The 25573-nt window shown below is 40.9% G+C and carries 22 protein-coding genes; 11 read left to right on the top strand and 11 right to left on the bottom strand.

The features are described from left to right. Positions 1 to 190: 190 nt before the first annotated feature. Positions 191 to 979 carry a class I SAM-dependent methyltransferase gene (locus VB740_RS02150; protein ID WP_323198442.1) on the top strand — a complete coding sequence of 263 codons (789 nt, stop codon included), beginning with the start codon at positions 191 to 193 and terminating at the stop codon, positions 977 to 979. A gap of 348 nt (positions 980 to 1327) precedes the next feature. On the opposite strand, the gene VB740_RS02145 is transcribed toward VB740_RS02150, so the two are convergent. After that, complete coding sequence (locus VB740_RS02145; RefSeq protein ID WP_323198441.1) at positions 1328 to 3685, bottom strand: tetratricopeptide repeat protein; 2358 nt, start codon at positions 3683 to 3685, stop codon at positions 1328 to 1330. A 376-nt stretch (positions 3686 to 4061) separates the two neighbouring features. Between VB740_RS02145 and VB740_RS02140 the strand changes: the two genes are divergently transcribed. Both VB740_RS02140 and VB740_RS02135 read left to right on the top strand, forming a co-directional pair. After that, a complete protein-coding gene (locus VB740_RS02140; RefSeq protein WP_323198440.1) occupies positions 4062 to 4334 on the top strand; it encodes a hypothetical protein in 273 nt (90 codons plus the stop codon). A gap of 109 nt (positions 4335 to 4443) precedes the next feature. Next, complete coding sequence (locus tag VB740_RS02135; protein ID WP_416289033.1) at positions 4444 to 4674, top strand: hypothetical protein; 231 nt, start codon at positions 4444 to 4446, stop codon at positions 4672 to 4674. Between the two features lie 79 nt (positions 4675 to 4753). On the opposite strand, the gene VB740_RS02130 is transcribed toward VB740_RS02135, so the two are convergent. Together VB740_RS02130 and VB740_RS02125 are read right to left on the bottom strand one after the other, a co-directional pair. Continuing rightward, entirely contained in the window at positions 4754 to 5683 is a 930-nt protein-coding gene (locus VB740_RS02130; protein ID WP_323198439.1) for a hypothetical protein, read from the bottom strand. A 484-nt stretch (positions 5684 to 6167) separates the two neighbouring features. Beyond that, positions 6168 to 7466, bottom strand: coding sequence for a vanadium-dependent haloperoxidase (locus tag VB740_RS02125; RefSeq protein ID WP_323198438.1), 1299 nt, complete (start codon positions 7464 to 7466; stop codon positions 6168 to 6170). A 420-nt stretch (positions 7467 to 7886) separates the two neighbouring features. Here VB740_RS02125 and mnmA point away from each other — a divergent pair, with 420 nt between their 5' ends. Further along, complete coding sequence (gene mnmA, locus VB740_RS02120; protein WP_323198437.1) at positions 7887 to 8942, top strand: tRNA 2-thiouridine(34) synthase MnmA; 1056 nt, start codon at positions 7887 to 7889, stop codon at positions 8940 to 8942. Positions 8943 to 8996: 54 nt separating this feature from the next. Here mnmA and VB740_RS02115 read toward each other — a convergent pair whose 3' ends face one another. From VB740_RS02115 to VB740_RS02095, 5 genes are all read right to left on the bottom strand, one after another. Continuing rightward, complete coding sequence (locus VB740_RS02115) at positions 8997 to 9200, bottom strand: hypothetical protein (protein WP_323198436.1); 204 nt, start codon at positions 9198 to 9200, stop codon at positions 8997 to 8999. A gap of 337 nt (positions 9201 to 9537) precedes the next feature. Then, positions 9538 to 12378: a DUF3769 domain-containing protein gene (locus VB740_RS02110; RefSeq protein ID WP_323198435.1), complete on the bottom strand. Its 2841-nt coding sequence runs from the start codon at positions 12376 to 12378 to the stop codon at positions 9538 to 9540. A 197-nt stretch (positions 12379 to 12575) separates the two neighbouring features. Next, positions 12576 to 12692: a photosystem II reaction center protein I gene (locus VB740_RS02105; RefSeq protein ID WP_190730213.1), complete on the bottom strand. Its 117-nt coding sequence runs from the start codon at positions 12690 to 12692 to the stop codon at positions 12576 to 12578. A gap of 233 nt (positions 12693 to 12925) precedes the next feature. Continuing rightward, the gene (locus tag VB740_RS02100; RefSeq protein ID WP_323198434.1) at positions 12926 to 13621 is read right to left on the bottom strand and encodes an acyltransferase; all 696 of its coding nucleotides are present in this window, start codon (positions 13619 to 13621) and stop codon (positions 12926 to 12928) included. Between the two features lie 643 nt (positions 13622 to 14264). Further along, positions 14265 to 14444, bottom strand: a complete 180-nt coding sequence (locus tag VB740_RS02095) for a hypothetical protein (RefSeq protein WP_323198446.1) — start codon at positions 14442 to 14444, stop codon at positions 14265 to 14267. Between the two features lie 536 nt (positions 14445 to 14980). Here VB740_RS02095 and VB740_RS02090 point away from each other — a divergent pair. From VB740_RS02090 to VB740_RS02075, 4 genes are all read left to right on the top strand, one after another. Next, on the top strand, positions 14981 to 15304 hold the full coding sequence (locus VB740_RS02090; protein WP_323198433.1) for a hypothetical protein: 324 nt from the start codon (positions 14981 to 14983) through the stop codon (positions 15302 to 15304). A gap of 684 nt (positions 15305 to 15988) precedes the next feature. After that, complete coding sequence (glgP, locus tag VB740_RS02085; protein ID WP_323198432.1) at positions 15989 to 18553, top strand: alpha-glucan family phosphorylase; 2565 nt, start codon at positions 15989 to 15991, stop codon at positions 18551 to 18553. 129 nt (positions 18554 to 18682) lie between these two features. After that, positions 18683 to 18958, top strand: a complete 276-nt coding sequence (locus VB740_RS02080; protein WP_323198431.1) for a hypothetical protein — start codon at positions 18683 to 18685, stop codon at positions 18956 to 18958. Next, complete coding sequence (locus VB740_RS02075; RefSeq protein ID WP_323198430.1) at positions 18939 to 19232, top strand: hypothetical protein; 294 nt, start codon at positions 18939 to 18941, stop codon at positions 19230 to 19232. The genes VB740_RS02080 and VB740_RS02075 overlap by 20 nt, the downstream gene beginning before the upstream one ends. A gap of 207 nt (positions 19233 to 19439) precedes the next feature. Here the strand turns inward: VB740_RS02075 and VB740_RS02070 are convergent, their stop codons facing one another. Together VB740_RS02070 and VB740_RS02065 are read right to left on the bottom strand one after the other, a co-directional pair. After that, positions 19440 to 19907: a DUF29 domain-containing protein gene (locus tag VB740_RS02070; protein ID WP_323198429.1), complete on the bottom strand. Its 468-nt coding sequence runs from the start codon at positions 19905 to 19907 to the stop codon at positions 19440 to 19442. Positions 19908 to 19944: 37 nt separating this feature from the next. After that, the gene (locus tag VB740_RS02065; protein ID WP_323198444.1) at positions 19945 to 20682 is read right to left on the bottom strand and encodes a DUF429 domain-containing protein; all 738 of its coding nucleotides are present in this window, start codon (positions 20680 to 20682) and stop codon (positions 19945 to 19947) included. A 151-nt stretch (positions 20683 to 20833) separates the two neighbouring features. Between VB740_RS02065 and VB740_RS02060 the strand changes: the two genes are divergently transcribed. After that, the gene (locus VB740_RS02060; RefSeq protein ID WP_323198428.1) at positions 20834 to 22093 is read left to right on the top strand and encodes a glycosyltransferase family 4 protein; all 1260 of its coding nucleotides are present in this window, start codon (positions 20834 to 20836) and stop codon (positions 22091 to 22093) included. Positions 22094 to 22172: 79 nt separating this feature from the next. Next, positions 22173 to 23039 (top strand): calcium-binding protein, encoded by an 867-nt coding sequence (locus VB740_RS02055; RefSeq protein WP_323198427.1) that lies wholly within the window; start codon positions 22173 to 22175, stop codon positions 23037 to 23039. Between the two features lie 170 nt (positions 23040 to 23209). Here VB740_RS02055 and VB740_RS02050 read toward each other — a convergent pair whose 3' ends face one another. Then, positions 23210 to 24343 (bottom strand): SAM-dependent methyltransferase, encoded by a 1134-nt coding sequence (locus VB740_RS02050; RefSeq protein ID WP_323198426.1) that lies wholly within the window; start codon positions 24341 to 24343, stop codon positions 23210 to 23212. 123 nt (positions 24344 to 24466) lie between these two features. On the opposite strand from VB740_RS02050, the gene VB740_RS02045 reads away from it, so the two are divergent. Next, positions 24467 to 25567 carry a fatty acid desaturase family protein gene (locus tag VB740_RS02045; protein ID WP_323198425.1) on the top strand — a complete coding sequence of 367 codons (1101 nt, stop codon included), beginning with the start codon at positions 24467 to 24469 and terminating at the stop codon, positions 25565 to 25567. The last annotated feature ends 6 nt before the right edge of the window (positions 25568 to 25573 follow it).

The following is a 25573-nucleotide window of genomic DNA, read 5'->3' as shown; positions in this document are numbered from 1 at the left end:
GAATGTAGAGACGTTGCATTGCAACGTCTCTACAAGGGTTTCAGGTAACGCATAACTAATTTCTGGAGATGTCTATTGTAAAATTTTGCTCTTGGAGTTACTCCCACAATTAATCTATGTATTAAATACAGCAAATATTTAGGATATTTCTATGTAAAAATAATTAAGTTATTCTTTTCAGGAGGAAGATATGACTGAAGAAATAATGGCAAACTTGGAGGATAAAGAAATACTTGAACTCTGGGATAATAGAGCTAGAGATTGGGATATTCAAGTTGGCGACGATGGCGACAGCAATCGAATTCTGAACTCAGATCCAGTATTATGGAGTTTCGCTGGTAATGTTGCAGGATTGTCTGTCCTTGATGCTGGTTGTGGTACAGGATATTTAGCACGCCAACTTTGTCTTAAGGGGGCCAGTGTAACTGGTATAGATTTTTCATCTCAGATGATAGAAATTGCCCAACTCAGAGCTAGCCAAAATAATCTAGATATAGATTTTCATTTGGATTCATGCACTGAACTAAAGTCGCTTCCAGATGAGCAATTTGATATGATCATCTCGAATTATGTTCTTATGGATTTGCTTGATCTCGAAGGAGCAATAAGGGCATTTAATCGAGTTCTCAAGCTTAGTGGTATTGCAATCCTGGTGTTCTCACATCCTTGTTTTCCCCAAGGCAACTCGACGACTGTAAATGAGGATGGAACGGTTTGTTATAGTTGGGCTTCTTCTTATTTTGAAAGGACGCAACGCAACGAACAACCTTGGAACCATTTTACAACACCATTTATCTGGTTTCATCGCCCTCTTTCCGATTACTGGAAAGCTTTCAAGGCAGCAGGTTTTTCTGTGGACGAATTTGAAGAGCCAAGAATTACCCCAGAGCGATATCATCTTGCAGAAGACAATCGGAAGCTTTTCAATTGCAAAACACTTCCCTATTCGGTAGTTTTTAAACTCCTAAAGGTTAAATAATTCGTAATTCGTAATTCGTAATTCGTAATTAAGTTTTGTATGTAATGGTAATTTAGACCCATATTTTTAAATATAGGTTCCCTTTTACCGTGTTTTCATCACTATCCTAGTCAAACTCTGGACACCACAAATCTGCAAGCAGTTAATGAGTTTAGCTGGGTGATTCGAGAACACGGATAAAGTTGATTGAAGAAGGCAGAAGGCAGAAGGTTCAATTTAGAAGGGGATTCAAACCCCTCCTAAATTGGGGCCACTAAGGGGGTCTTAAACCCTTGTTCCATGATTGTCACGGGCAGAGGACAGGAGTCAGTATTTCCTTCTGCCCTCTGCCTTTCCTGATAATATTGCTTATTTTTCAAACCGATTCATTGCTGTTTGCACTTTCTCAACTTGTCTGGGTGCTTGTATTTCGTTAAAGAGTGCGATCGCTTGCATAAAATTTTCTCGGCTATTGTCCATTTCACCCATTTCTTGATGAGTCAATGCTAATTGATAGTAAGCCTCCGCTAAATTAGATTTAGCGCCTATTTTATTCAGAATTTCTATCGCTTCTGTATGATGGAAAAGCGCCCTAGAAAATTCTCGTTGTTCTCTATATAACCCAGCTAGACAACTTATAGCTTTAGCCTTAAGCTGAGTAAAGTTGTTTTCTTCAGAATAAAATATAGCTCTTTGACATAAATCAAAAGATTTTTGAATATTACCTAAATTTTTATAGGTTAAACATAAGCTTATTAAGCTATGTCCAATTCCCCATAAAGTCACTCTAGTTGATGAAGAAATTGCAGAGGAAGCATCTTCAGCAATATAAAAAGCATCTTCTCTAAAGTTAGAACATGATTTAACAAAAGCCAGACAGCATTGAGCATATGCCATGTAATCATCAAGATTACTATCTTGTTCAGCCAAGTTACAAACTGATTTAAAACAATCTTCGGCTGCTTCCATTTCCAATAAATCAAGCTTGCAAAGTCCTGTATTGAATACTACAGAAATTTTTATTACCTTGACATCTAAATTGTCTAATATTTCTTCGGATTTTTTATAGCAATCTATAGCTTCTCGAATGCAACCGATAATTCGATATGTATAGCCTAGTATATTGTAAAGTTTAATCAGTCTTTCTGGCGATTTTATATGGTCGATTATCCGACTAATTACAGAAAAATTCTTTTGTAGCAGCCCCAGTTGATAAAATGAGGAACCTAAAGGTAAACCTGTACCCCACTTTTTCCCTCTTCCTTGTACAATTACATCACCAGCTTGCTCAAAATCACTAATTTCTACATAGTGATAATAAGCTTCTAAAGCAGTCAGGGCATCTGTAATATTTTTGACTGCTGCGACTTGATTTGTCCAAAATTCTGCGGCTTTTCGGTTTACTAATTCCCATTCTTCACCGACTAGCCTTAAGCGACTGATCGCTTCATCACGAATTACAGGATGCAACCAGTATTGTCCTTTTTTCGCTTCTATTAGACATAAATCTTGCAAAGCTTTAATTACACGTCTACGTTGTTGTTCTGGAACATCCCAAAGCAAACATAAAACTCCTTCAATAGGTACTGAAGGAATATCTTGATAGCGATAACATCCTAAACGGCACAGTAGACAATAAGCTTCTAAGTCAATTTGTTGCAGACGGATAAATTGACTGGCTACTAAATCTTTTAACTCTCTTTCTATTAATAAATCTCTACAATTTTCCTGCCAATAAGCATGTAAATCACCGTGAAAATCTGTTAATATTGAACCTCGGAGAATTTGCATCGCTTTGGCATTACCTCCACAAGCTCTACACATTTCGCTGACAATAATGGAATCGCAATTGATGTGGCGGCGGTTAAAAAATTGTCGCCAGGAATCATCATCTAAACCTTCCAGTGTGTAGAGATGAACTTCTAGACTAGACTCGCGCAAGCGCTCACGACTTGTTACTAAAGTAACTGAATGCACATCTGAATCTGCTAATACTCTCAATAGCTCAATATAAGGACGACGAGATTCCAGTAACTTGCCATTCTTATCAAGAGCGGTTTCTAAATTGTCGATAAACACCCCAATTTTAGGAGTTTGCTCTCGTAGTTTCCGTCGTAGTCGCTCCAAGTTAATACCAAAGTTGCGTCCTGGTTCTTCGTTAAAGTCTCGCCGCAGCCATTCTTCCACTACACTCTCCACAGGGGTGATGTTTTGGATTTCTGTAGCCATCCAAAGTTCCAGAACAAAATCAAATTTTTGACTTTTAAAATATTTGCGTGCTAAGGTGGTTTTGCCAACACCGCCTTCACCCTGAATCAGGATAACTTTTGCTCCTCCACTAACAAGGGTGTGGAGTTCGGCTATTTGGCGATCGCGCCCCACGAAGTTAGAATCTAAATCTTGGGGTTTAGTGCTGTTAGTCGCTACATTTGGAATCTGGAAAACTTTTTGTGAGTGTTGGGTTGTTCTAAATCCCTGAACCACGCCTTGGAAGGTAGATTTAGAGACTTTGGCTCCAAGCACTTTTGAGAGTAAATGCCAAAGTTCTGCACCAACTGCTTTTAAATGCGCTTCTGTATAACCACGGCTATTGGCAATATCCTGGTAAGTCCGCTTTTCATCCTCCCACAAATGACGCAAGATAATCCTTTGAGTTTTATCTAAGTGTTCTCCCGTCTTGAGAAAAACCAAGTTATCTACAAACTCTAAGGCTTCTTCTACACCCATTTGCTAACTTGATGTATCATTTGGAATTCATTATAACCATATTTTTACTACTTCTTCCTACCTTACATACTACAAAATACTTTTTCCTACTGAGTAGTAAACCTACTTTATCAGACTGCAAAGACTTTTGGAGAGTATTATCTTTGTAGTTAATACAGGCGAAGTTAAGTTAAGCGCCAAGAAAAGGTGGTTGAGGAGAGATTTAGAGAGCGCGACTACTGCAAGCTTAGTAAATCACAGATATTACTTGTTACTGTCCCATATTATTGACTGATGAAAGTGGTGTCTACTAAACAGGCAGTGGGTATTAACTAACTAGATTCTGTAGAGCATATTTACAACTAAGTATGTAAGTCTTTACCCTACAGGAGGTTCAATGATGTTAGACAAAGATTGTCATCATGATTGCAATCAAAATCAGTGCCCCTTTGCCCAAGATACACGTAATCCCAATAGATATGTTTGCCTCAAATGTGGTATTGAGCGAGAAATAAATAAGTATTCCTCTGGTTTTGGCTCGTTTTTGCTGCTGTTGTTGGGCTTGTTTATTTCGTTCCAACTATTAGTTAATTATGAAAAGCAAAACGATCTAGAAAGGCAACAACAGTCTTTGAATAGCTCACCCAATCAGGCAAGTACCCACGTGTAAACCTAATTTTCAGGCTGGGCAAGATTTCCCATATCCTCCTTTTTGAACGGAAAAATGGGAAATCAAAAAAATATTCACTGCTAAAAAATTGGCTACTTTCGTGAGTAAAATGATGGACAGAAATCAGGATACGCTTTTATTTCGCTTTGCTTCTAAATCTTTGAAATATTTCTTGCTGGTGCTGTTTGGCATTGCGATCGTCTACGTTCTATCCAGTGCTTTAGGTATTTTTCACATCATACCCATACTGCTGTACCTTTTACAACAATTTTTCCTTCCACTGGGAATTATCTTGTTGTGTTTAATTACAACAACAGTCATTATTGAATCCCTACGTTAAGAATCGAGGGAGTGGGGAGTTAGGAGTGAAGAAATAAATTAATTTACTGGGGTTCATCTGACTCTAACTCCTAACTTATTCACTTTCCGTAGTAAACCCTGGCGTTACGGTATCCTATATTTCGCAGATATTTATTCCATTCCTCAGCTTGGAATCGATCAGAAAAAGGCCCTACTGCTACGTGTGGTCCTCGTGGTTGCGTCCTTTCAAGGACTCCGCCAGATCGCCCTAAACCTTGACTATATCGAGCAAGATTCTGCCTAATTTGTTCTGCGATCGCAGGTAACTGTTCTGAAGTAGTCGGAATGGCGACATAATATCTAGAGACTGGCCTATTAGCATTTATATTACTGCGATCGCCTACAAAGCCTCTATTGCCTACCTCTATTTCCTGCCCATTAGCAAAGCTGATAATCCGGGTATTATATATGCCTAGTGACTGTAGCTCACTCACCCGTTGTTGGGCGTTAGATACTCTATTAAAAACTCCTGATTGAATTACACTCCGGCCTTGGTATTCTCGAATGTAAGCAGTGGGTTCAATCCGACGGATTTCTTGTAGCGTCTGGAAATCACTCCCATCTACATAAACTAAGTAGCGTTCAAAGTTCTGGTTATATTGACTAAACTGTGGAGGTTGAGAGGGCTGAAAGTTCGGCTCAAATTGATTGTTTTGTACTGGTTGAGAGGGCTGAAAATCCTGCTCAAATTGATTATTTTGTAGTGGTTGGGAAGGCTGAAAGTTCTGCTCAAATTGATTGCTTTGTACTGGTTGTAACTGCGGTGATGGCTGTTGACCAAAGGGAACTGGCGGTAAAACTTCACCTGCTTCTTGAGCCAATAGCACATTGCTGTTGTGGAGTTGTGCTTGTGCTGGGGTAGAATCGGGAATCAGCACTAACCATCCTGCCACGAATAAAAGGAGAAGTTTGATAGTGGGCTTCCAACCTTCAGAACTTCGGCGCAGCATTTGAAATGGGATAAATTTACTCGTTATTCCTTTCGACATAGTAGTTAGAAAGCTATCAAAGTATTTCTAGGCAATTTCCGTTAGGAACTAATTAGTTTACCGTTGTAGCAACTACTATATAGCGTTGACGTAAAATTAGCTCATCTAGGTGGCAAAAAATACATTTGAGACGCGATGAATCGCCGTCTCTACAAGAGGGCTTTCTGGCTTATCCCAAGCGTATTGAGGTAAAACTGGTGTGTGTAGACCCTAGCCCAAAGGGAGAGGCTAGCGCCTTCTCTACAAGCATGGGTACTACATTAAAAAATGTAATTGTAAATTGGTTTAACTCAACAAAAATCGGCGGCAATCCCATCCCATCCCTTCAAAGGGTGTTCAGGATAGCCGCCCGCCGATTTAGTCAGTGGTACTAATGACTTCGATTTCTCCACAGCATTCAAGAAAACGAGCGTAACCCGGCAGTGTGCCGTCAGACAAGCTATGTTTTCTTCGTTGTGGGACGAGTTAAGAACCCTTAAGTTGATTAATGCTCATTTGGTGTCAATAAGTTTTCAAACAGAAAGTCTGCCAATTTTGTGCCAGACACATAAGCTGCATCTGCATCCCATTGGTAATGGACACCCAGATAAACACGACTACGCCCATTCTCTAAAGCTGCGGCAGAGAAGCTATTAAATGTCCGTGTGATTCTAATGCCATTATTGCCCCTGGCACTTGGATCTTCAGATGTTGCCGTAAAAGTAACATTATCCGTGCCAAAAAAGTTCCGCATAATACCAGCATGGACTGCTCCGAAAGTAGCGTGACCAGAGATATAGGCTGGAAATGGAGGAGAAAATCGGGTGCCATCAGGACTGGGTGATAGAGGTTTCCAAGTGGGGTCAGCAATTGTTCCAGGGTTGTTGTCTTCAAATGCCCTTTGAATTGCCGTTTCTGGTCTCCACAAATCCAAATCGGTGTCGTACTTCGCATCCCAAGCCAAGATTGCCGCATCGCCTAAAGCTAAAGCAACCAGAGCAAACAGCCGTGCATTTTCAGAAAAGCTTAGACCTTTTAATTTAGAGACAATCTGAGTAATAGTATATAGTTGCCCAGGTGGCTTAGATGTTCCATCAAGATCATTTGCCCAGAAAAGAGCAATATCGGTTTGTTCTTGAGTCCGTTCAGTAGAGTTAGCAGCACCAAGCTGCTTTACTTCATTCAGTTGAGCAGCGTATTCAACACTAGCGAGTAAATCCTGTTTACTGCTGAAGCCAGCCGGACGAGTCGGGCGAAAGTTTTTAATTGGAGTCGGCGAAAAAGCTTTTAGTTTGCCCCAATTTGGCGTCACTGCAAGACTGGAACCTGTTGGTCGCCAATCACCAGGCTGATGTCCTGGAGTATAATCGCTGTTGTCGTTAAACCCGTCCCCTTCTCGATTTTTGAGGATTGCTTTAGCTGCGGCTATTCCAAGTTCTTTACCATCATCGATGCTCTGTTGCGACACACCACTGCTTTTAATTTCATCGATGGCTTTGTCTCGTTCTGCGTCAAAAAAGCTCTGGTTTTTCTTTTTGGACTTGGGAAAATTGGCATTAGGATAAACGCTGTCGCTACAAAGTACAGTATATGCAGCGTAAACTCCTGCTGCTTCTTTAGAAGTTCCTAGTTTTACCGGGAGAATTCCTAAATATGGTTTGTAGTCTTGCTCGATGGAATTGACAGCATCGTATATTGCAGCATGTAATATAGCACCAGTACGAGAGATTGGTCCAGGTGCGCCACCGTTGAGACGGATTGTTTCTAAATATACATTGTTCCAATTGATAACTTGGTCTTTCATAAATATTCCTTTGCTTACTCTTGTGTTTAACCTAGTTGGGGAGCTAATTGTCCAGACAGAAGTAGACTAATACCACTTCGTGTAATTAATGACTTTCTCTACAGGACGCTCTGCGTAGCTTGACGGTTCTCCGTTGAAATACGGACAACACCACCCAGTAGTTCGGCTTTTGCTTTTCTGTAGTAGACTACACCAGGGCTTCGCTTTTTAATGTAGAGGAATTACTGAATGCTTAGTAGTACCCTCTGGGGTACTATTTGCAATGCTTGCTTGATTACTTATAAATAAGCGTTAGGAACTGCCTTTACTTTTACTGCGATCGTCTCTATTTGCTGACTCAGAAACTGAAGTGCTTTGGTAGCAAGGCAATGAAAGAGTGTGTGCTACAATTGGACAACCACGCAGCTTGTCGTGCTTTGTATGAAAAAAGTCGTCGTTGGTCTTTCTGGTGGCGTTGACAGTTCCACCGCCGCAGCTATCCTGCACCATCAGGGCTATGAAGTAATTGGTTTGACTCTTTGGCTAATGAAAGGCAAAGGTCAATGTTGCTCTGAAGGTATGATCGACGCGGCTGATATCTGTGAACAACTGGGTGTTCCCCATGAGGTTGTGGATATTCGGGATGTCTTTCAGACGCATATTGTCGATTACTTGGTAACTGGCTACAGTGCTGGGATTACGCCTTTGCCTTGCTCTCAGTGCAATAAAACGGTGAAGTTTGGGCCAATGGTACAGTATGCCCATGAAAAATTGGGATGCGATCGCATTGCCACTGGTCATTATGCCCGAATTAGCTATGACGAAGCAAGTGGACGTTACCAATTATTAAGGGCTGTTGACCGCAACAAAGACCAGTCATACTTCCTCTATGATTTGTCTCAAGATTTACTTACAGCAACCATATTTCCTCTAGGCGAACTAGAAAAAACTGACACGCGCCGCATCGCTACTGAATACGGGCTGAAAACTGCTGACAAGCCAGAAAGTCAAGACTTGTGCTTAGTGGAAAGTAACGGTTCCATGCGGGCATTTTTAGATAAATATTTAGCTCCCAAAACAGGCGATATTGTCGATGTCACAGGCAAAGTTTTGGGACAGCATGATGGTGTCCATCACTACACCATTGGCCAGCGCAAAGGCTTGGGGATTGCTGCTGCTGAACCGCTGTATGTGATTGAATTAGATGCAGAAAATAATAAGGTAGTAGTAGGCGATCGCACTAAGGTAACTCAGCCGGAATGCACAGTAGGGCGAGTAAACTGGGTTTCTATTGCCGAACCATCCACCCCTATTCATGCCCAAGTGCAAATTCGCTATCGTTCAACCCCTACACCAGTGACGGTGATTCCGTTGGAAAACTCCCGTGTACGTTTGGTATTTGATGAACCCCAATTCAGCATCACTCCCGGACAAGCGGCAGTATGGTACAACGGAGAAAAAGTGTTAGGTGGCGGAATTATTGAACAGTTTAGTTAATAATATTTTGGTATAAAGCAAAACCACCCTTCCTGGCTTGTAAGGAAGGGTTTTTTATTGGTTTGCTAAAGCACTGGAGTTGAGACTAAGCAACAAGAAAAGACTCAGCAACGCTGAGTTGAAAATGGCTAATTCGGGCTGGGCTAAAATTTTCAGACTTAGGTGACGATGTCGCAAGTCTTGGAATTCGTAAGCAATGGCGAGAGTATCAAGCCGCAGTTCAAAGATACTGTGCAACCCTACACCAACCACCCTCAAGTGTCCAACTAAGCGGTCACTATGCCAGCCTAAGAATACCTGGTACAGCAGGGCGTAAAAGTAGCTACCATTTCAATTAAAGTAAGGGGCAAAATGCTCTTGTCTGTTTGGCCGAAGAGGCAGGGGAGTAGGGAGCAGGGCGCGGGGGGAGGATTTACGATTCTCCAGCAATCAAGGGTTTCAGAGCAAATAAATTTATTTATGCCCAACAGTGAAAATACTTGTTTTTAGCAGAACTGTGGCAATAAATAGTATGTACTCGCTTTCAGTAGATCTAAATCTATGTATGGGGTTCTCTCCCCTGCTCCCTGCCCCCTGCCCCTTTTCCTCTTTTTGACTAATAATCCTGTTCTACGCCGCCTACTACCGGCCTAACTTCAGTAAATGGATCGGTGCCGCCACCCCAGTTAAAATCACTAATTCGGATGCTGAAGCCGCCTAACTCCAGTACCGGATTGTAACGCAAGGTGATGCCATAGGTGCGACGGCTATATTCCAAAATGTAGTCTGTGCTAGTTTCTTTACCAGTATCTAAGTTAACTGATGTTTGAAAGCCTAAGCGAAAAGGGCCGTAGATTTGTTGTGATATTCCAGCGCTCAAAACTTGGTTATCAACAGAGCGATCAAACAAAAAGGGTGATAATCCGTTGTTTAAGCCTTGAGAGTAACTAATATTAAAAGCGGTATAGTCGAAAAAAGGTCGAGAAAAATGACCAATTTGACCTTGTAAGCCAATTGTACCAATTAAGGTGCTTTGGTTATCACCATTGGTGTAATAATTGCTAGTGCCTGTGAGGCTAGCGATCGCTTGCAAGTAAGGAACTACAGGGGTAGCTGTGTATCGTAATCCCTCAGTGGCAGTGGGTGGTAATGGTTTTCCCTGCCATAGTAATATCCCTTTACTGAGAGAAGCACTGCCTTGTAAACGACCTAGTGAGATGCGATCGTTTTCTCGCACCGGCTCTAGCAAATCTTGGCGATCGGTGTTGGCATTGATATATCGAGCGCTTGCCTGATAGGTGAGGTTGATGCCACTGTTGCCTAAAGGAATTACAGGAGAGGTAATAATGCCGCCAAGACTGCTCTGGACGGTTTGAAAGCCAAGGGTACCGTTGTAGAAACGATCGCGGTAGCTATACTCCAGATTCAAAAGATGGGGAAGGGAAGTCCCTAATATCTGACGCAATCCTAGCCTCGCCCGCAAATTATCTTCTAGCTTGTTCAAGTCAAAACTAGTTAACTCCCCAGTCCCCTGAATTACTGCTCGTGGACTCAAAACAGAATTTATCTTTGTCTTGACAGCAAACAATGCGCCTAAGTCACCCGTGCCTTCTTGCACAGCTCTCTGTAAAAGCAACTGAGGCGTGATCGTCCAGCGTGTCTGCTCTGTATCGATCACCGGAAAGCCACGCTCAATATACACACCACCCCGATCTTCTCCATCATAGCCGGGGGAGACTATTGCAGGTGTAACGTCCCGCTCCCGACGATCAATAGTCCGCTCATTCAGCGGAATTGGTAAAGATACTGTTTGATCCAATACCAAACGCTGCCCCTGTGTCCTGATGCGGTCTACCAAAGGTGTCTCTCGCGTTAGAGTTACTTTATCGGCGCGTAATTCTAGCTCTGGGGGCGAAAAAGGATCATTGGTGATGCGAACATCCCTTGCTTGCCAGCCTTGCGGATAAAAGTCAATGTTTTCAGCTTCAAACCTGAGCCGATTGACTGCACCCCCTGATTTCGGTGGCGGGATATTTCTAGCATCTGCCTGTCCACCAATTGTCACATTAATTCCTCCAAGGCTGCTCACACCGGAAACGGGCTGATTGGCTCTAATGCGATCGCTGGGCGGACGTTTTGGAACTCCACCAGCAGTTACACCTGTGGTTGAAAAAGCAAAATCTGTTTGTGCTGAGGGTACGTAAATTTCTCCTCTACCATTCTCCAGTTCCCCATTATCTTGAACAAAGTTATAGGTGAAGCGTTGTCCGCGCAGTACCTGATCGCCCCGTGTTAAAGTTACGTTGCCTTCCCCCGCAGCAATCAAGTTGTCTAAATTTACTTGCAAGCGATCGGCATCCACCACCGCCCCATCAAATCGCACAACTACATTCCCAACAGCTGTAATAATTCGCCGTTGCTCGTCATACTCTTGCCGATCTGAAGTGACTTCTACAATTCTCGGTTTGACTGGCGGCGTGTTAGTGGGCGCTTGTGGCTGATTGGGGGTGTCTACCTCTGGTGTAGGCGTTGGTGCTTGAGTTTGTTGTTGAACTTGGGACTTGAATTCTACAGTGATGGGCGCTGATAGTTGGTTTGTTGGGTTACGAGACTTAAATTTTATAAAATTTTGTCTTGATTGAGAATTCGATGCAAGATCAGCAGCAGATACAGAAATATTGTCTCTTCCTGAAGACTGTGATGCAGTAATATTACTTTGCTGTTTTTGCTGGGTTAACTTCTTAGCTAAAATTTCCGCCTTTGATGGGACTAACTTGTTGCTGTTGACGCTTGGGGCAATTTCAAGAGGAGGTGGAGATTGAGCGACAAGCGGACTTGGAGAAACTCTATAGCTAAAGCTACCATCCAAAAAGGTTTGTTTTTCTGTACCACTATTGGAAGTTGGCGATCGCTCACCCAGTTTTTGAGAAGGTTCACGTTTTGCGTCTAGCCCGGAAGCCTCCGCTTCAACTTCTCTTTGCGTCTCTCGTTTGCGTAACGCCGCTCTGAGGAGAAGTTCCGAGCACCGAACGCCGATACTTGGACTTGTCTTTATCTTTATGTCTTCTTTCTCTTGGCAATTAGAGGTTTTAACCTCCTGCTTGGGATAACCAACAACCAGCGATCGCCCCAAAAGTGCAGCATTTCCAGAGTTGGCGATCGGGGAAATTTCTGGTGGAAAAGTTTCTGGTGAATGGGGTACAGAGGGAGTTTTGGCAACTACCAAGTCATCTTGAGTTGAGTTAATCGGAGTTGGCAATGGCGGATCACTCTTGGTGTCACCCACAATTGCCAATTTAGCCAAATCCTTGGGCTGCTTGGATTTGTCTGTCTTTTCCTGCATTCCAGTTTCTACAACTGAAAGAAACTTTGTATGACTAGCAGATGAGGTGGGATTTACAGGTTTTAAAGATTCGTGGATAGGAGGCGGATCGGGCGGCAGAACTGGATGAAGCATATTTGAGCATAATCGGGCCAACAAACAGCCAAATGACGGACGGAAGCATTAAATATACATTTTGCCTTCCGACTGTCGCCTTCTGCTACCGGTAGCAAGCCACTTGGAGAAGGAAACTTACTAGGCGAAAGTTTAGTAAGTTTCCGTGGCATTTAGTATCTTCCGCCTTCTAAAGTCGCGGATGATTTATCGCCCTTTTACTCTAAGTCCCGACGGCCGGGGTTACGAGCTGGATCGTTTGACAAAAATCCGAAGACAAAGATAGTTACGAAGAAGGCAACAACAATATAAACAGCGATTTTTAAAGTCACCATAGAAATATCTCCAAGGGGGTAAGACAAAGAAAGCTTTTCTTTTAGGATCTGCCATGCAGAAAAGATAGCTCCTTTATATTACCCAAATCTCGTCCCTTTTTGAGAGGACTCTGGAGACTAGGAACTGGGGTTACTCTTGTGACGCTAACTGATGGCAAAGGTTTCCCAAAAAAGGTAACAGCGGATAGTTACCATGCCCCATGCCCCATGCCCCATGCCCAATGCCCAATTCCTTAGATTGAAGTAATGCTTAAGTCTTTGCCAATTCGGTTTTTGATTACTCGTGCAGGTATGCCTACTGCAACGGAGAAAGGAGGAATATCTTTATTGACAACTGCTCCTGCACCAATAACACTGCCTTTGCCGATAGTAACGCCATCTAATACTGTTACTCCATGCCCTAGCCAACAGTCATCCTCAATCACAATTCCCTTGCGAGTAATGCCTTGGTATTTAATCGGCTTCATCGGATCGGCAAAATTATGATTATTGGCATATATCGCTGAGTAGGCAGCTATTAAGCAATGTTTACCAATTTTAATGTCTCCTGGCCCCTCAATAGACACGTTAGGGCCAATGAAGGTGTCTTCATCAATATGTATACACGTATTTTCCAAAGATCCTATATCAACGTTACGCTCAATAGCGACTCTATTTCCTAGATGAATTCTATTATTTTTGTGTCCTCTAGCATTCATCCGCACACCCTTAAAAATATATACTCCACTGCCTATCTCAATACAACAAGTACCGTTAAATTCAACATCATTTTGAATATAAACTGGGCTGCCCATCTGGGCAAAAATACTACGATATCCCAAATTACGCAACTTCGGCCCCAGAATAAGTGTAGGAATATCCCCTAACACAGTAGTTACTAAAAGTTCTTGCACGCGCTGCAATTTGGAAAAATACTGCTCGTTATGCATGGCTACATATCTCTTCAATTAATTGTTGTTGACAGGATTGATTTGTTGTGGTTTTATCCTAATTTTCTGCCAATCTTAACAAGCTTTGTACTTATTAATACATGGCAATAGCTAGCGTATTACCGAAATTTACCCATATTTTTAGATGGTTTTCCAAAAATTAAAAAACCAGAGCTGGCTTTGACTATGTTAGTAATTCTTTAACTTAGGTGCGATAGAATTACTCAATTGATATGCACAATTGCCTTGGGTCACTAGAAGCTTTTGTACCAGTCACAGTACATAAAAATTTGCTTCTTTTTCACCAGATCAATTAACAAAACAATCTCAGTGCATTGCAGGGTCAAACCTCAGACTATTAAATTGTCTGATGGGTAAATTTGCTGGTTTCGATAGGCTACTGTTTCGGTTCTCTGCCAAATTTGCAAAGCTTGTTACGCAAATAAGGATAAAGTTGTTTGCCTTGAGGCTACTTTCTCTCAGGCAGTTTTAGTCTTTTGAAACAACTCAGTTCCACAAGCTATTTTGCAACAAAAAATACATTTAACTAGACTATATTCAAAGATAAAATAAAATTTTTGCCTAGCATGACAATGTAATTATTGTTAGATTTATACGGGTATTTTTGCCCAAATAAAACTAACTAGGGTGGATTATCTCCCACATCAGCCATCACATTGAAGTTAACCATCGGTGCAAACAAGTAAGCGCTTCCCCGACTGCTATGACGGCTTTCTTGCAACGAATTTCTAGAGTATGCTGCTCCAATCATGTTGCACACGGATGATTTACAGACTAACCAATTCATGTTTGGAATTAGCATGAATGGCTTTTAATAACAATTGTTTTTAACGATAACACATTTTATTTTTAATGGAACAATCTTAGTAAATAAGTCGATTTCCAAGTTACTTGTTGATGATAATGCTGAAACTAGTTAACTTTTTTACTAGAGTGATTCTACTCTCAAATAATTTTATACACATAGGCAAAATTTATTGGAAACGGAAAGTTTAAAAATGATCTAAGCTGCGAATTACCATTTCTGCCTATATTTCTACCGTTGCTTGTCCAAGTAATTTTATGTTTTTTTGCTCACTCAAAATGATATCTACTATACTTGTGAGACACTTTTTGTTAAAAAACTAAAAATTCTCTTTTACCCTATTACTTGTATATAAAAATTTGTAAATCACCCATTCGGGTGATCCAAGCGGGTGATGCGTGCTTGGCACTACTTATTATAAATTTTATAGAAAGAAAGCTAAAACGTAGCTTAGTTTCCAGGAGAAGTCCAGAAAAAAACATCAAATACCCACATTGAAGTATCGGTTTTAACTCACACACTTGGTTCAAATTATGGCTTTAATTAAAGAAATTGTCCAAGAAGCTCTAACTACTGGCTATCTGAGTGTTGTAGCCGAAGATCAACTGCGATCGCAACTTCAAAGTAATTATGACTCAGAAGACCTAGATGCCTGGATCATTTTACAGCGAGCTATTGTGGCGGGTGATGTCAAACAAGAGTCGCGCCGAAAAAAAGCTTCCCTCTCTCCTAAAGCCAAGGACGCTTCATCTAGTATCAAACTTGCTTATCAAATGGCAGCGGAGATTGCTTATGCGGCAGCTGTAGCTTTGTCAATGACAAAAAACACTAAAGATCAGCCTTCACTAGGTGCGTAACATAATACCTTCGTAAGTTATTTTCCTGATTTAGCATAAAAAATATATACCAAGTAGTTATTGATTACTTTTCTAGTTAACTGCTTGGTATTATTTTTACATAATCCAATTTTCTGCTGGGTGAAGTCAATTGTAGGCGATGTCTATAAAGGGTTATGACGCTCTTCGCGCAGAGTGCGGTAGGCAAGACTCGCTCTAAGAGTTGCTATGCCGCAGGCTTTACGCTTCGCTATCAGAGCCGCATCACCTTAAGTTAACCTCAACGGAAGATTGATATTAAGTTTTTCCTCTGACACTGCCTCTACGGTAGGGCAACTTATTAAAAAATAATTAAAATTTTCACTGTTGCTTGACGCAGCTATGAGGAATTTTTACCTTTAGCCAAGACCTTAGAATTGATCCCCGGAATCAATTCTAAAATAAATATAAATTATTTATTCAAAACTAAATTTTTTTCAATGATATATGACAGTAAATGATTAAATCTTAATATACCAAGTATATGGCTGAGGCTAACGCATAGAATTAGAAACACCTTGGTGTAAACTTTAGCAACGAGGTTAAAAAGAATTCTCAATGCTTAACAAAGTCATCGCTTTTTCACAAACTACTGTATAAAGAATTGGCAACATTGGTAAAGAGAGTAAACAATAACCATAGCTAAACTTGGAGTTTTGCCAACTTATGCAGCCAATTCGTACATTTAACGTATCCCCTTCACTACCGCCACGACTCGAACCACTACGGCGGTTGGCATATAACTTGCACTGGGATTGGAACGTTGACACTAAAGATTTATTTCGTCGTTTAGACTCTGACCTCTGGGAGTCTAGCCATCATAACCCGGTGTTGATGCTCGGTACTATCTCTCAATCGCGGCTTCTGGAAGTTGTCGAAGATGAAGGCTTCCTAGCGCAAATGGATCGATCTGCTCGTCAGTTAGAAGATTATTTGCAAGAGCGCACCTGGTATCAGAAACAACGGGAGCATAAACCAAAAGAATGCTACGCCTATTTTTCGGCGGAATTTGGACTTGTAGATTGTTTGCCAGTCTATTCTGGGGGTTTGGGCGTTCTGGCGGGGGATCACCTCAAATCTGCCAGTGACTTGGGGTTACCGCTTGTAGGTGTAGGTTTACTCTACCAGCAAGGCTACTTTGCCCAGTATCTCAATGCCGATGGCTGGCAGCAAGAACGCTACCTGCTCAATGATTTCTACAATATGCCCTTGCATCTAGAACGCAATGCCGATGGTTCAGAACTGCGGATTGCGGTAGATTATCCAGGACGCAAGGTGTATGCCAGAGTTTGGCGCGTACAGGTAGGAACGGTTCCCCTGTATTTGATGGACACCAACATTGAACCCAACAACACTTACGACCACGACATCACAGATCAGCTGTACGGTGGCGACATCGATATGCGTATCCACCAGGAAATCATGCTGGGGATCGGTGGTGTGCAAATGCTCAAAGCTTTGGGGCTGAAAGTTACCGCCTACCACATGAATGAAGGCCACGCCGCCTTCTCTGCCTTAGAACGCATCCGCTTGCTGATTCAAGAAGAGGGATTGAATTATGCCCAAGCTAAACAGGTAGTGGCTTCTAGTAACATCTTTACTACCCACACGCCAGTACCGGCAGGGATTGACTTGTTCGCTCCCGAAAAAATGCTGCACTACCTGGGATATTACGCAGAGATATTTGGGTTGCCCAAAGAGCAATTTTTAGGACTGGGGCGCGAGAATACAGGCGATTTGTCTGGGCCTTTCAGTATGGCGGTGCTGGCGCTGAAAATGGCAACATTTTCTAACGGTGTCGCACAACTGCATGGTGTGGTGTCGCGGCAAATGTTCCAGGGCTTATGGCAGAAAGTGCCAGTAGAAGAAGTGCCGATCGCAGCAATTACTAACGGTGTCCATGCTCGGAGTTGTGTGGCCAAATCGACTCAAGAGTTATACGATCGCTACCTCGGTCCAAATTGGTCATCAGCACCACCAGATAGCCCATTGTGGGAGCGGATGGACGCCATACCTGATGAGGAATTGTGGCGCAATCACGAACGCTGTCGTTTGGATATGGTTTTGTATGTGCGAGAGCATTTGGTCAAGCATTTGACCGATCGCGGCGCTTCGGCTTCCGAAATTGTCCAAGCCCAAGAAGTTTTAGATCCTTACGCTTTCACCATTGGCTTTGCTCGTCGGTTTGCCACCTACAAACGCGCCACCCTCTGGATGCGTGATTTGGATCGGATTAAGCGGCTTTTACTAGCTAACAAAGACCGGAAAGTGCAATTTGTGATTGCTGGTAAGGCACATCCTAAAGATATTCCCGGTAAAGAACTGATCCGCGAGATCAATCACTTTATCCGCGAACAGCATTTAGAAAAACAGGTAGTGTTTGTTCCCAATTACGACATTCACATAGCGCGGTTGATGGTTGCGGGTTGCGATATCTGGTTAAATACACCGCGTCGTCCACGGGAAGCCTCTGGTACCAGTGGCATGAAAGCCGCTATGAATGGACTGCCGAATTTAAGCGTACTAGATGGCTGGTGGGATGAAGCTGATTACGTCCGCACGGGCTGGGCAATTGGACATGGAGAAAATTACGACGATCCTAACTACCAGGATGAAGTAGAAGCAAATGCTCTCTACGAGTTGTTAGAGAAGGAAGTTGTACCGCTATTTTATGAACATCGGGATACTGATGGTTTACCCCGTCCGTGGGTTGCCAAAATGAAGGATGCAATTCGCTTGAATTGTCCGTTCTTTAATACAGCGCGGATGGTAGGAGAATATGCACAAAGGGCTTATTTCCCAGCTAGCGATCGCTATCATACTCTGACTGTTGATAACTATGCTCCAGCTAAAGAACTAGCTGCTTGGAAAGAAAAACTAAGCGAACACTGGTTCAACATCAGAATCAAAGATGTTGATGTATCGGCAGCTTCAGACATTGAAGTTAACCAAACCGTTGCTGTCAAAGCCAAGGTTGACTTAGCAACTTTGACAAATGATGATGTGCAGGTGGAATTATATCAAGGTGCGATCGATGCCAATGGTGATATTGTCAACGCTGTGCCAGTGGTGATGGATTACCAAGGGGAAGATGGACAGCAATTGAGTATTTACACTGGTAATATCATCTATACCGCTTCTGGTTTACAAGGCTTGTCTTTGCGTGTATTGCCGAAAAATCCACACTTGGCTAATCCTTATGAACCAAGGTTGATTGCTTGGGCAGAGTAAGAGTGCTGAGTAGTTATTGAATACTCAAGATTAGGCGTTGCTGATTTAAGTTTAGCAACGCCTTTTATTATGTGATGCAGTCATGCCCCAAAACAACTATTGCTAGAATGATGAGGAATTATAAGGTAAATGCGATTTGACTGGGATAATCACAAAAGTCAGCTTCTTAAGCAAAATAGGGGATATTCTTTAGAAGAGATCGCTACTATTTTGGCAGGCGACTATGTAGAACGAATCAAACAAGATGATCCAGAACAATTTATTGCTATTGGATATCTGGAAAACACCCTTTTCTCAGTCATTTATGAAGTTCGTTATGATGGTGAAGGGGAATATATTTGGTTAATTACTTATTGGAAAAGTACTCGACGGGAAAGAGAAATCTATGAACAATATTTCTATTGAAGAACTTGAAGAAAAAATTGCGAAGGGAGAGGAAGTCGTTGATCTTTTTTTTGACTCCACAACAACAAGAGTCGGAACACCTCGTCAAATGACCTCACGAAGACGACAGGATATAGTCACAACAAACCTTGAAATTCCTAGTCCGATGCTCAATGAACTGGACAAAATGGCAACCGAACTCAATATTAGTCGTCAAGCTGTGATTAAAATGATGCTAAGACGCGCTCTCGATGAACACTATTTGGCCAAGAACCAGATTAAATCAGAAATTTAATTGCGTAGCTTGCCGCCGTAGCATCACTTTTTGTGTGTGCTGTTACCCGAATTATTCAAATTTCACTCTGTAAACTTCATGTTTTGAGTAGGAAAATCAATCACTGAGGGAAATTGTTTGAGAAGTATGAAGTATTATGTTTAACACCAAAATCTCTGAAATATAAGATGAGGAGTTGCTGATTTAAGTTTAGCAACGCCTTTTATTTTACAAGCTTTCAGGTAGATAATTAATATCTAGTAGCTGTTCTAAGGTGTAAATACAAGATTGAGGAAAGTTATCTAGTTTGCCATCACTTTTCTCAATTACACACCCTAAAGCATCATTATAAATTGATGCTAATTCATTTTCTAAGTATTGATATAAATTTGTTGTCAAGTTACGTTTTAATTGATTCCTGAAACTTCTAATTTCTGCTTTCCAATGCCCAGAATTATATTGAGATTCTTCTGTCCAATATTCCAGCAATAAAAGATGTCTAATAATTTGTTCTAATAAACTAGCAACCTTGGCTTTGTCTCTACGACCCAAATTTTCTAGCTCCTCAATTAAATTTTCTAAATCTAGTTCTTCTAAATGATTAGCTTTCAATAGCTTGATTGTTTCCTCTAACCAGAGATGATCGTCAATTTCATAAAGCTCTTTTAAACTCAAGTTAGAACTAACTCCTTGCATAAAACCTCTTTGAGTTAAATCTTACAAGATTACAATTTTAGGCTAACATTCTTTGAGGGATGACAATGTAGCCAGTGGTGCGATCGCCTAATACCAAATTACGTTCTTCTCCCCAATACCACCAATAAGCAGCAACATAAGCGCAAATTAAGCTATCTAGTTTATCTTCAGCTGCTTTGAGGGCTGCGCCTGTGGTGGGTATTTCCACAAAGAAGGTAGGGCTATCGCAGAGGCACAGAGCAGGAGAAAAAGAGGGGAGGATATCGAGAAGATAATTTTGGAGTTTGATTAATTCTAGGCGACGCTCATTGAGCCGTCCTTTTTTGTATTTGAGGATGCGTTCTAAGTTGAATAGATTAACAATTGCTGGGTGGGGAAAGACTTCTATTTGATATCTGCTAAGTTTTTGCGGTTCAATAGTGGGTGCGTGTGCAAAACCGCGTGATTCTAATTCTAAGCCAAAGTTGATGGTGCGCTCTGCGAAGGGTAGGTTTTGATTAGCTGGGTAGCATCCTGCATGATATTTACCAAAGTATTTATGGCTGAGTTTGTCGGGGATACGACTCCCGCTAGCATTGGGTATGAGGGTAGGCGCATCTACGGCGATGATGGCTGGTTCGTCTGGTTTGACGCTCTGATCAATCCAGGTGAGGATGTCTGCAATGGCTTCTTTGCGGTCTAGATCAAGTAATTGCAGTTGTCCATCTATCCATTCTAAGCAGCATAGTCCACTTGGTTGAGATGTCCAGCCTAAATCAATGCCAATAAATTTCATGGTCATAACACGAATTTGCGATTATTTTCGCATTTTCGGGCAACCATTTATCTAAATTTACTTGCTACAAATCGTGATAAATAATCTTATAATCTTAAGCAGCTTGCCTTAATTTATTTTATGTCGCAATAAATTAATCAAGATTATTCCAATGAAAATTTTATTTTTACATCCTAATTTTCCCTCGCAATTTCGCAACCTAGCGATAGTTTTAGGTAAAGATCCTAATCACAAAGTCGTCTTTGGGACAAATCGCCGTGAAGGGGAAATACCTGGCGTTTATAAAGCTATTTATACTCCTTCTCGTGAAGCTGCTCCCCAAACCCACCACTATGTTCGCAATCTAGAAAATGCTGTTCTTACTGCTCAGGCTGTCTATCGCGTAGTAGAAAAATTAAAAGCCGAAGGTTTCGTTCCAGATATAGTCTATGGTCATTCTGGTTGGGGACCAACTTTATTTATGAAAGATATTTTCCCCAAAGCAGAATTATTGTGTTATTTCGAGTGGTTTTATCATGCTCACGGTTCGGATGCAGATTTTGATCCCAGTGATCCATTGAATGCTGATGATGAATGCCGCATCCGTGTGAAAAATACGCCGATTTTGACTGATTTATATAGCTGCGATCGCGGTCTTTGTCCAACGAATTGGCAGCGTCAGCAATTTCCCAAAGAATATCATAGCAAACTCACTGTAATTCATGATGGTGTTGATACCAAATATTTTGTTCCTAAACCAGGCGCAAAGTTAGTTTTACCAAGAATAAATCTGGATCTTTCCCATGTGGAAGAGTTGGTAACTTATGTGGGACGGGGGATGGAACCTTATAGAGGATTTCCGCAGTTTATGGAAGCGGTGGCGCTAATTCAGCAGCGAAGACCTAAGTGCCATGTAGTAGTTGTGGGAGAAGATAGGGTGGCTTATGGTAAAAATCTCCCTGATGGGAAGACTTATAAACAATTAATGCTAGAAAAATTATCTTTGGATTTATCGAGACTGCACTTTACAGATAGGCTTCCTTACAATGAATACCTTCAGGTTTTGCAAGCTTCTTCTGCTCATATTTATTTAACTCGTCCTTTTGTATTATCCTGGTCAATGTTAGAAGTAATGGCAGCAGGATGTTTACTAATCGCTTCTAAGACTCCGCCAGTCTTGGAAGTCGTACAAGATGGAGTAAATGGACTGCTGGTAGATTTCTTTTCTCCTCAAAATATTGCTAATCGGGTTGAAGAGGCGCTGAATCATCCTCAGGAGATGCAAGCAATTCGTGCGAAGGCGCGAGAGACGATTCTGAAGCGTTATGATTTAGCGAAACTGTTACCACAGCATTTGCAATGGATGTTCGCTGGTACAAGTTCTGATAGTTTAAAAAAGCGCTCAGTTTCTAAAGGATTTGGCAAAAATTAGTTATTAGTCATTGGTCATTAGTCATTAGTTACAACCAAAAAAGGACAAATGACAGAGAAATATAAAAGCAATATTTAAAATGCGAATTCTGTTTACCATTGCCCATTTTTTTAAACCTAGCAGTGAGGGTCGTCATGCTTCCCAACGCAAAGACCCGCAACCCCGCTTGCAGGCATTAACTAATAGTCTTACTGCCTTACAGCAATTATTTGGTAAATGTCAAAGTATCATTAATATTGCTCAACGAATAGCTTTTCCTGCAAACCAGCCACAGTCTCACGAAGTAGATATTGTTATTTGTACAATCAAAGATAATCATCTTCTAAATCATCTGCCCTTACCATCCCATTTATATAAGCATCATTCTACTAATGTAGAACCTCTGCTTTTGGGGTTTGAGTGCCAAGCTGTTCTGCAAAGTTATCTAGGTCAATATGATTACTATTGCTTCATGGAAGATGACCTAATTATCCATGATCCTTGGTTCTTTATAAAATTAAATTGGTTTGCACAACAAGCGGGTGATTTAAATTTGCTCCAGCCAAATCGTTATGAAATCTCTCCTTACGGTTTGGTTCATAAAGCTTACATTGATGGTGATTTAGCTTTACGAGTAACTGCTCCCTTTCAAAATGTGCAGGAGCAACAGGAACTCAAAGGTAACATTATGAATGCACCAATTACCTTTTTTCGTGCTCTCAATCCCCATGCGGGTTGCTATTTTTTGAATGCAAATCAGATGACTCACTGGGCTAGTCAACCTTATTTTCTTGACCGAGATATTAGCTTTGTTGGGCCTCTAGAAAGTGCTGCCACCTTGGGAATTATGAAGACATTTCGGATTTACAAAACCTCACCAGAGCAAGCAAGCTTTTTTGAGATTCAGCACTTTGGAACAGGATTTTTGGGACTAATTGGAGGACAGGTGGGTTTAGCAGAAAGCTAAATCAAATTTAAAATTTTGATGTTTGTAAACAAGATTAATTTATGGTATTTTCCATAACTCATCAGTCCTATTAAGTAATCATACAATCAATGCGGTTTCTGGAGAGCGATGTTTACGACGGGCAATGACGCTCGAATACTCGCTATCGGCTCGCTGCTACTCTTACTCGATTAAGCATGAACCATTAAGTACTGACCGTTCCCATTATATTCACCATCGCAACTAGCGAAATTCCGAACAAACCATATTAAATAAAACCTCCATATCCGGCGGAACTTGGCATAATCTATGCCATAGTCTAAGTCTTTGACTATTGCCTGATTTTTGTCAAAATTATCTAGCCAAGTGGCAAATGTTTTAGAGTAATTGGAACCGTTTAGATACCATCTTTCAATTGTTTTGAGATCTTTATTCCGGCTAGGAACTGCATCATAGTTCCAATACCTTCCGTGAGGAAAAATGTATTTGTGCGTAAAAGCGCTGGATATATTATTAGGGGTACGAACTGTAATGATATGAATAAAAACCTTGCCATTATCTTTTAGCAAACTAGCTAATTTTTTAAAAGAGTTAGTTAAATTACCAACATGACAAAAAACGCCAATCGAAAGGATCTTATCAAATTTTGTCTCAAATGTTGTACTATTTAAATCTCCTTCATACAGTGTGAATCGGCCTGAACTCAGGTTGCTTTCAGGATCTTGCATCTTCTGGCGCATATATTCACATTGCTCATGGCTCAAATTCAGCCCGACAAATTTGACATTAGGGAATTTGGAAAGAATATAATTTGGTACACATCCCCAACCACATCCAAAGTCTAAGATATTGTCTCCATCTTTAATGTCTAACTTTTGAATCACATCATCAATCATATCTATCTGAGATTGCTCAAGGTTTGATGCTCCTTTTTCCCACAATCCCATGCTGTACTTAGGATAAATGAGTTTCCCATCGCCCAACATCTTATTCAGCATCCCTTGAGGCAAATCATACTGAATTTTCATCAGATCCCGTGGGCCTTCAGCAAGATGATCTGTTTCTTTTAATACCCATTCATAAGGTGCTAAGAGAGCAGGAAAGTACTTAAAGAAGATAGGCATACAAGTATCAAAAAGAGATTCTAATACTGGGTCAGGAACTTCTAACCCATTGATATAAGCCTCAGCTACCGCCATCTGTATTGTATTTACTACCTCTACCGCCCCACGCGTTGCTGTATATGCAATTGGGGTTTTAATATTCATATCTCCTACTAAAGGTATATACTTTTCTAGAGACTTTAGTGTACTAAAAGAAGCCATATTTAAACTCCTAATTTCCTTTCAGTATTCAGTTATAATACCAATAGCAAAATTAGGATAAAAATTACATTAACTTTTGAAATATTTGTTTTAATATAAATTAAATAAAGTTCAATAATATTTATGGAAGTTTGTATCACCCAAAAGTCAATTCGCCAAGCAGAGTATGCAAAAAAATTGCGCCCTCTGCTTCCTGCCGAAGCATTTCTTCCCGATCCAGGGAAATTAGCAATTCTATTAATTAATTGGACAATTTTGATTCTGGGCTGGGCGATCGCATCTTATCTAGATCGTTGGAACTTATATCTTTTATGGCTTTATTTACCTTTAGCTATAGTGATGGGCAATAGTGTTATCGTCTTGCTATTTAGCTCCCATGATATGATGCACGGTAGCGTAATTAAAAACTCCCATATACTCAGAATTATTAGTGTGCTAGGGCTAGCAATGTTGTGGATGCCACCTACATTGTGGAAAGCAGTACATAATCGAGAACATCATAATAAAACTAATTCCTTAGCAGATCCTGATCGCAATTACTTATACAAGCAGCCGAAAACTTGGGGTAAATGGATTCAAAATGTATGCGTACCTTCTGTAGAGGTTAATCCTATCAGTTTAATAGTGGGAATGGCAACCGCATGGGGAACACATAATTTTCGGAATTTGGTCTCTGTACTATTCTTTAATCGTGAATCTGTGAGTTTTGTGCCAGCTGCCTTTACAGTCAAAACTAAAGAGCGTTGGTTAATCGCAGGTGAACTTTTTGTAATTTTCATGATTCATTTGAGTATCTTGATATATTTACAATTTAATTTCCTAAAAATCGTGTTGAGTTACTTTTTGCCTCTTGGGATTGGTTATGCTGGAGTAATATTTTACATATATACAAACCACATGCTTTGTCAGATGACAAGCGTCAATGATCCACTGATTAATAGTATTTCTCTGCGTGTTCATAAAATATTTGACAAATTGCATTTAAATTTTTCTTATCATACAGAACATCATATTTTTCCAGGAATGAACTCTGACTATTATCCCCTAGTGCAAGAATTATTAAAGATACACTATCCTGAACGTTTAAATTTATTGAATGCCAAAGATGCTTGGAACTTGCTTATGCAAACGCCAAGGCATTATAAAAATGAGGATACTTTTACTGATTGGTCGGGGGAAAAGTCTGTGCCTTGCGCTATCATCAAGGATTACAAAATTATGTAAATTGAT

The organism is Nostoc sp. UHCC 0251 (genome assembly GCF_034932245.1).
Lineage (GTDB): Bacteria > Cyanobacteriota > Cyanobacteriia > Cyanobacteriales > Nostocaceae > Nostoc.
The sequence above is the reverse complement of the archived record's forward strand: the minus strand, read 5'-3'. Positions and strand labels throughout refer to the sequence as shown.

Excerpts from the sequence above, each read along its gene's own strand:
- VB740_RS02150 (WP_323198442.1), top strand. The coding sequence starts at position 191 with ATGACTGAAGAAATAATGGCAAACTTGGAGGATAAAGAAATACTTGAA.
- VB740_RS02145 (WP_323198441.1), bottom strand. The coding sequence starts at position 3,685 with ATGGGTGTAGAAGAAGCCTTAGAGTTTGTAGATAACTTGGTTTTTCTC.
- VB740_RS02140 (WP_323198440.1), top strand. The coding sequence starts at position 4,062 with ATGATGTTAGACAAAGATTGTCATCATGATTGCAATCAAAATCAGTGC.
- VB740_RS02135 (WP_416289033.1), top strand. The coding sequence starts at position 4,444 with ATGATGGACAGAAATCAGGATACGCTTTTATTTCGCTTTGCTTCTAAA.
- VB740_RS02130 (WP_323198439.1), bottom strand. The coding sequence starts at position 5,683 with ATGTCGAAAGGAATAACGAGTAAATTTATCCCATTTCAAATGCTGCGC.
- VB740_RS02125 (WP_323198438.1), bottom strand. The coding sequence starts at position 7,466 with ATGAAAGACCAAGTTATCAATTGGAACAATGTATATTTAGAAACAATC.
- mnmA (WP_323198437.1), top strand. The coding sequence starts at position 7,887 with ATGAAAAAAGTCGTCGTTGGTCTTTCTGGTGGCGTTGACAGTTCCACC.
- VB740_RS02110 (WP_323198435.1), bottom strand. The coding sequence starts at position 12,378 with ATGCTTCATCCAGTTCTGCCGCCCGATCCGCCTCCTATCCACGAATCT.
- VB740_RS02105 (WP_190730213.1), bottom strand. The coding sequence starts at position 12,692 with ATGGTGACTTTAAAAATCGCTGTTTATATTGTTGTTGCCTTCTTCGTA.
- VB740_RS02100 (WP_323198434.1), bottom strand. The coding sequence starts at position 13,621 with ATGCATAACGAGCAGTATTTTTCCAAATTGCAGCGCGTGCAAGAACTT.
- VB740_RS02095 (WP_323198446.1), bottom strand. The coding sequence starts at position 14,444 with ATGCTAATTCCAAACATGAATTGGTTAGTCTGTAAATCATCCGTGTGC.
- VB740_RS02090 (WP_323198433.1), top strand. The coding sequence starts at position 14,981 with ATGGCTTTAATTAAAGAAATTGTCCAAGAAGCTCTAACTACTGGCTAT.
- glgP (WP_323198432.1), top strand. The coding sequence starts at position 15,989 with ATGCAGCCAATTCGTACATTTAACGTATCCCCTTCACTACCGCCACGA.
- VB740_RS02080 (WP_323198431.1), top strand. The coding sequence starts at position 18,683 with ATGCGATTTGACTGGGATAATCACAAAAGTCAGCTTCTTAAGCAAAAT.
- VB740_RS02075 (WP_323198430.1), top strand. The coding sequence starts at position 18,939 with ATGAACAATATTTCTATTGAAGAACTTGAAGAAAAAATTGCGAAGGGA.
- VB740_RS02070 (WP_323198429.1), bottom strand. The coding sequence starts at position 19,907 with ATGCAAGGAGTTAGTTCTAACTTGAGTTTAAAAGAGCTTTATGAAATT.
- VB740_RS02065 (WP_323198444.1), bottom strand. The coding sequence starts at position 20,682 with ATGAAATTTATTGGCATTGATTTAGGCTGGACATCTCAACCAAGTGGA.
- VB740_RS02060 (WP_323198428.1), top strand. The coding sequence starts at position 20,834 with ATGAAAATTTTATTTTTACATCCTAATTTTCCCTCGCAATTTCGCAAC.
- VB740_RS02055 (WP_323198427.1), top strand. The coding sequence starts at position 22,173 with ATGCGAATTCTGTTTACCATTGCCCATTTTTTTAAACCTAGCAGTGAG.
- VB740_RS02050 (WP_323198426.1), bottom strand. The coding sequence starts at position 24,343 with ATGGCTTCTTTTAGTACACTAAAGTCTCTAGAAAAGTATATACCTTTA.
- VB740_RS02045 (WP_323198425.1), top strand. The coding sequence starts at position 24,467 with ATGGAAGTTTGTATCACCCAAAAGTCAATTCGCCAAGCAGAGTATGCA.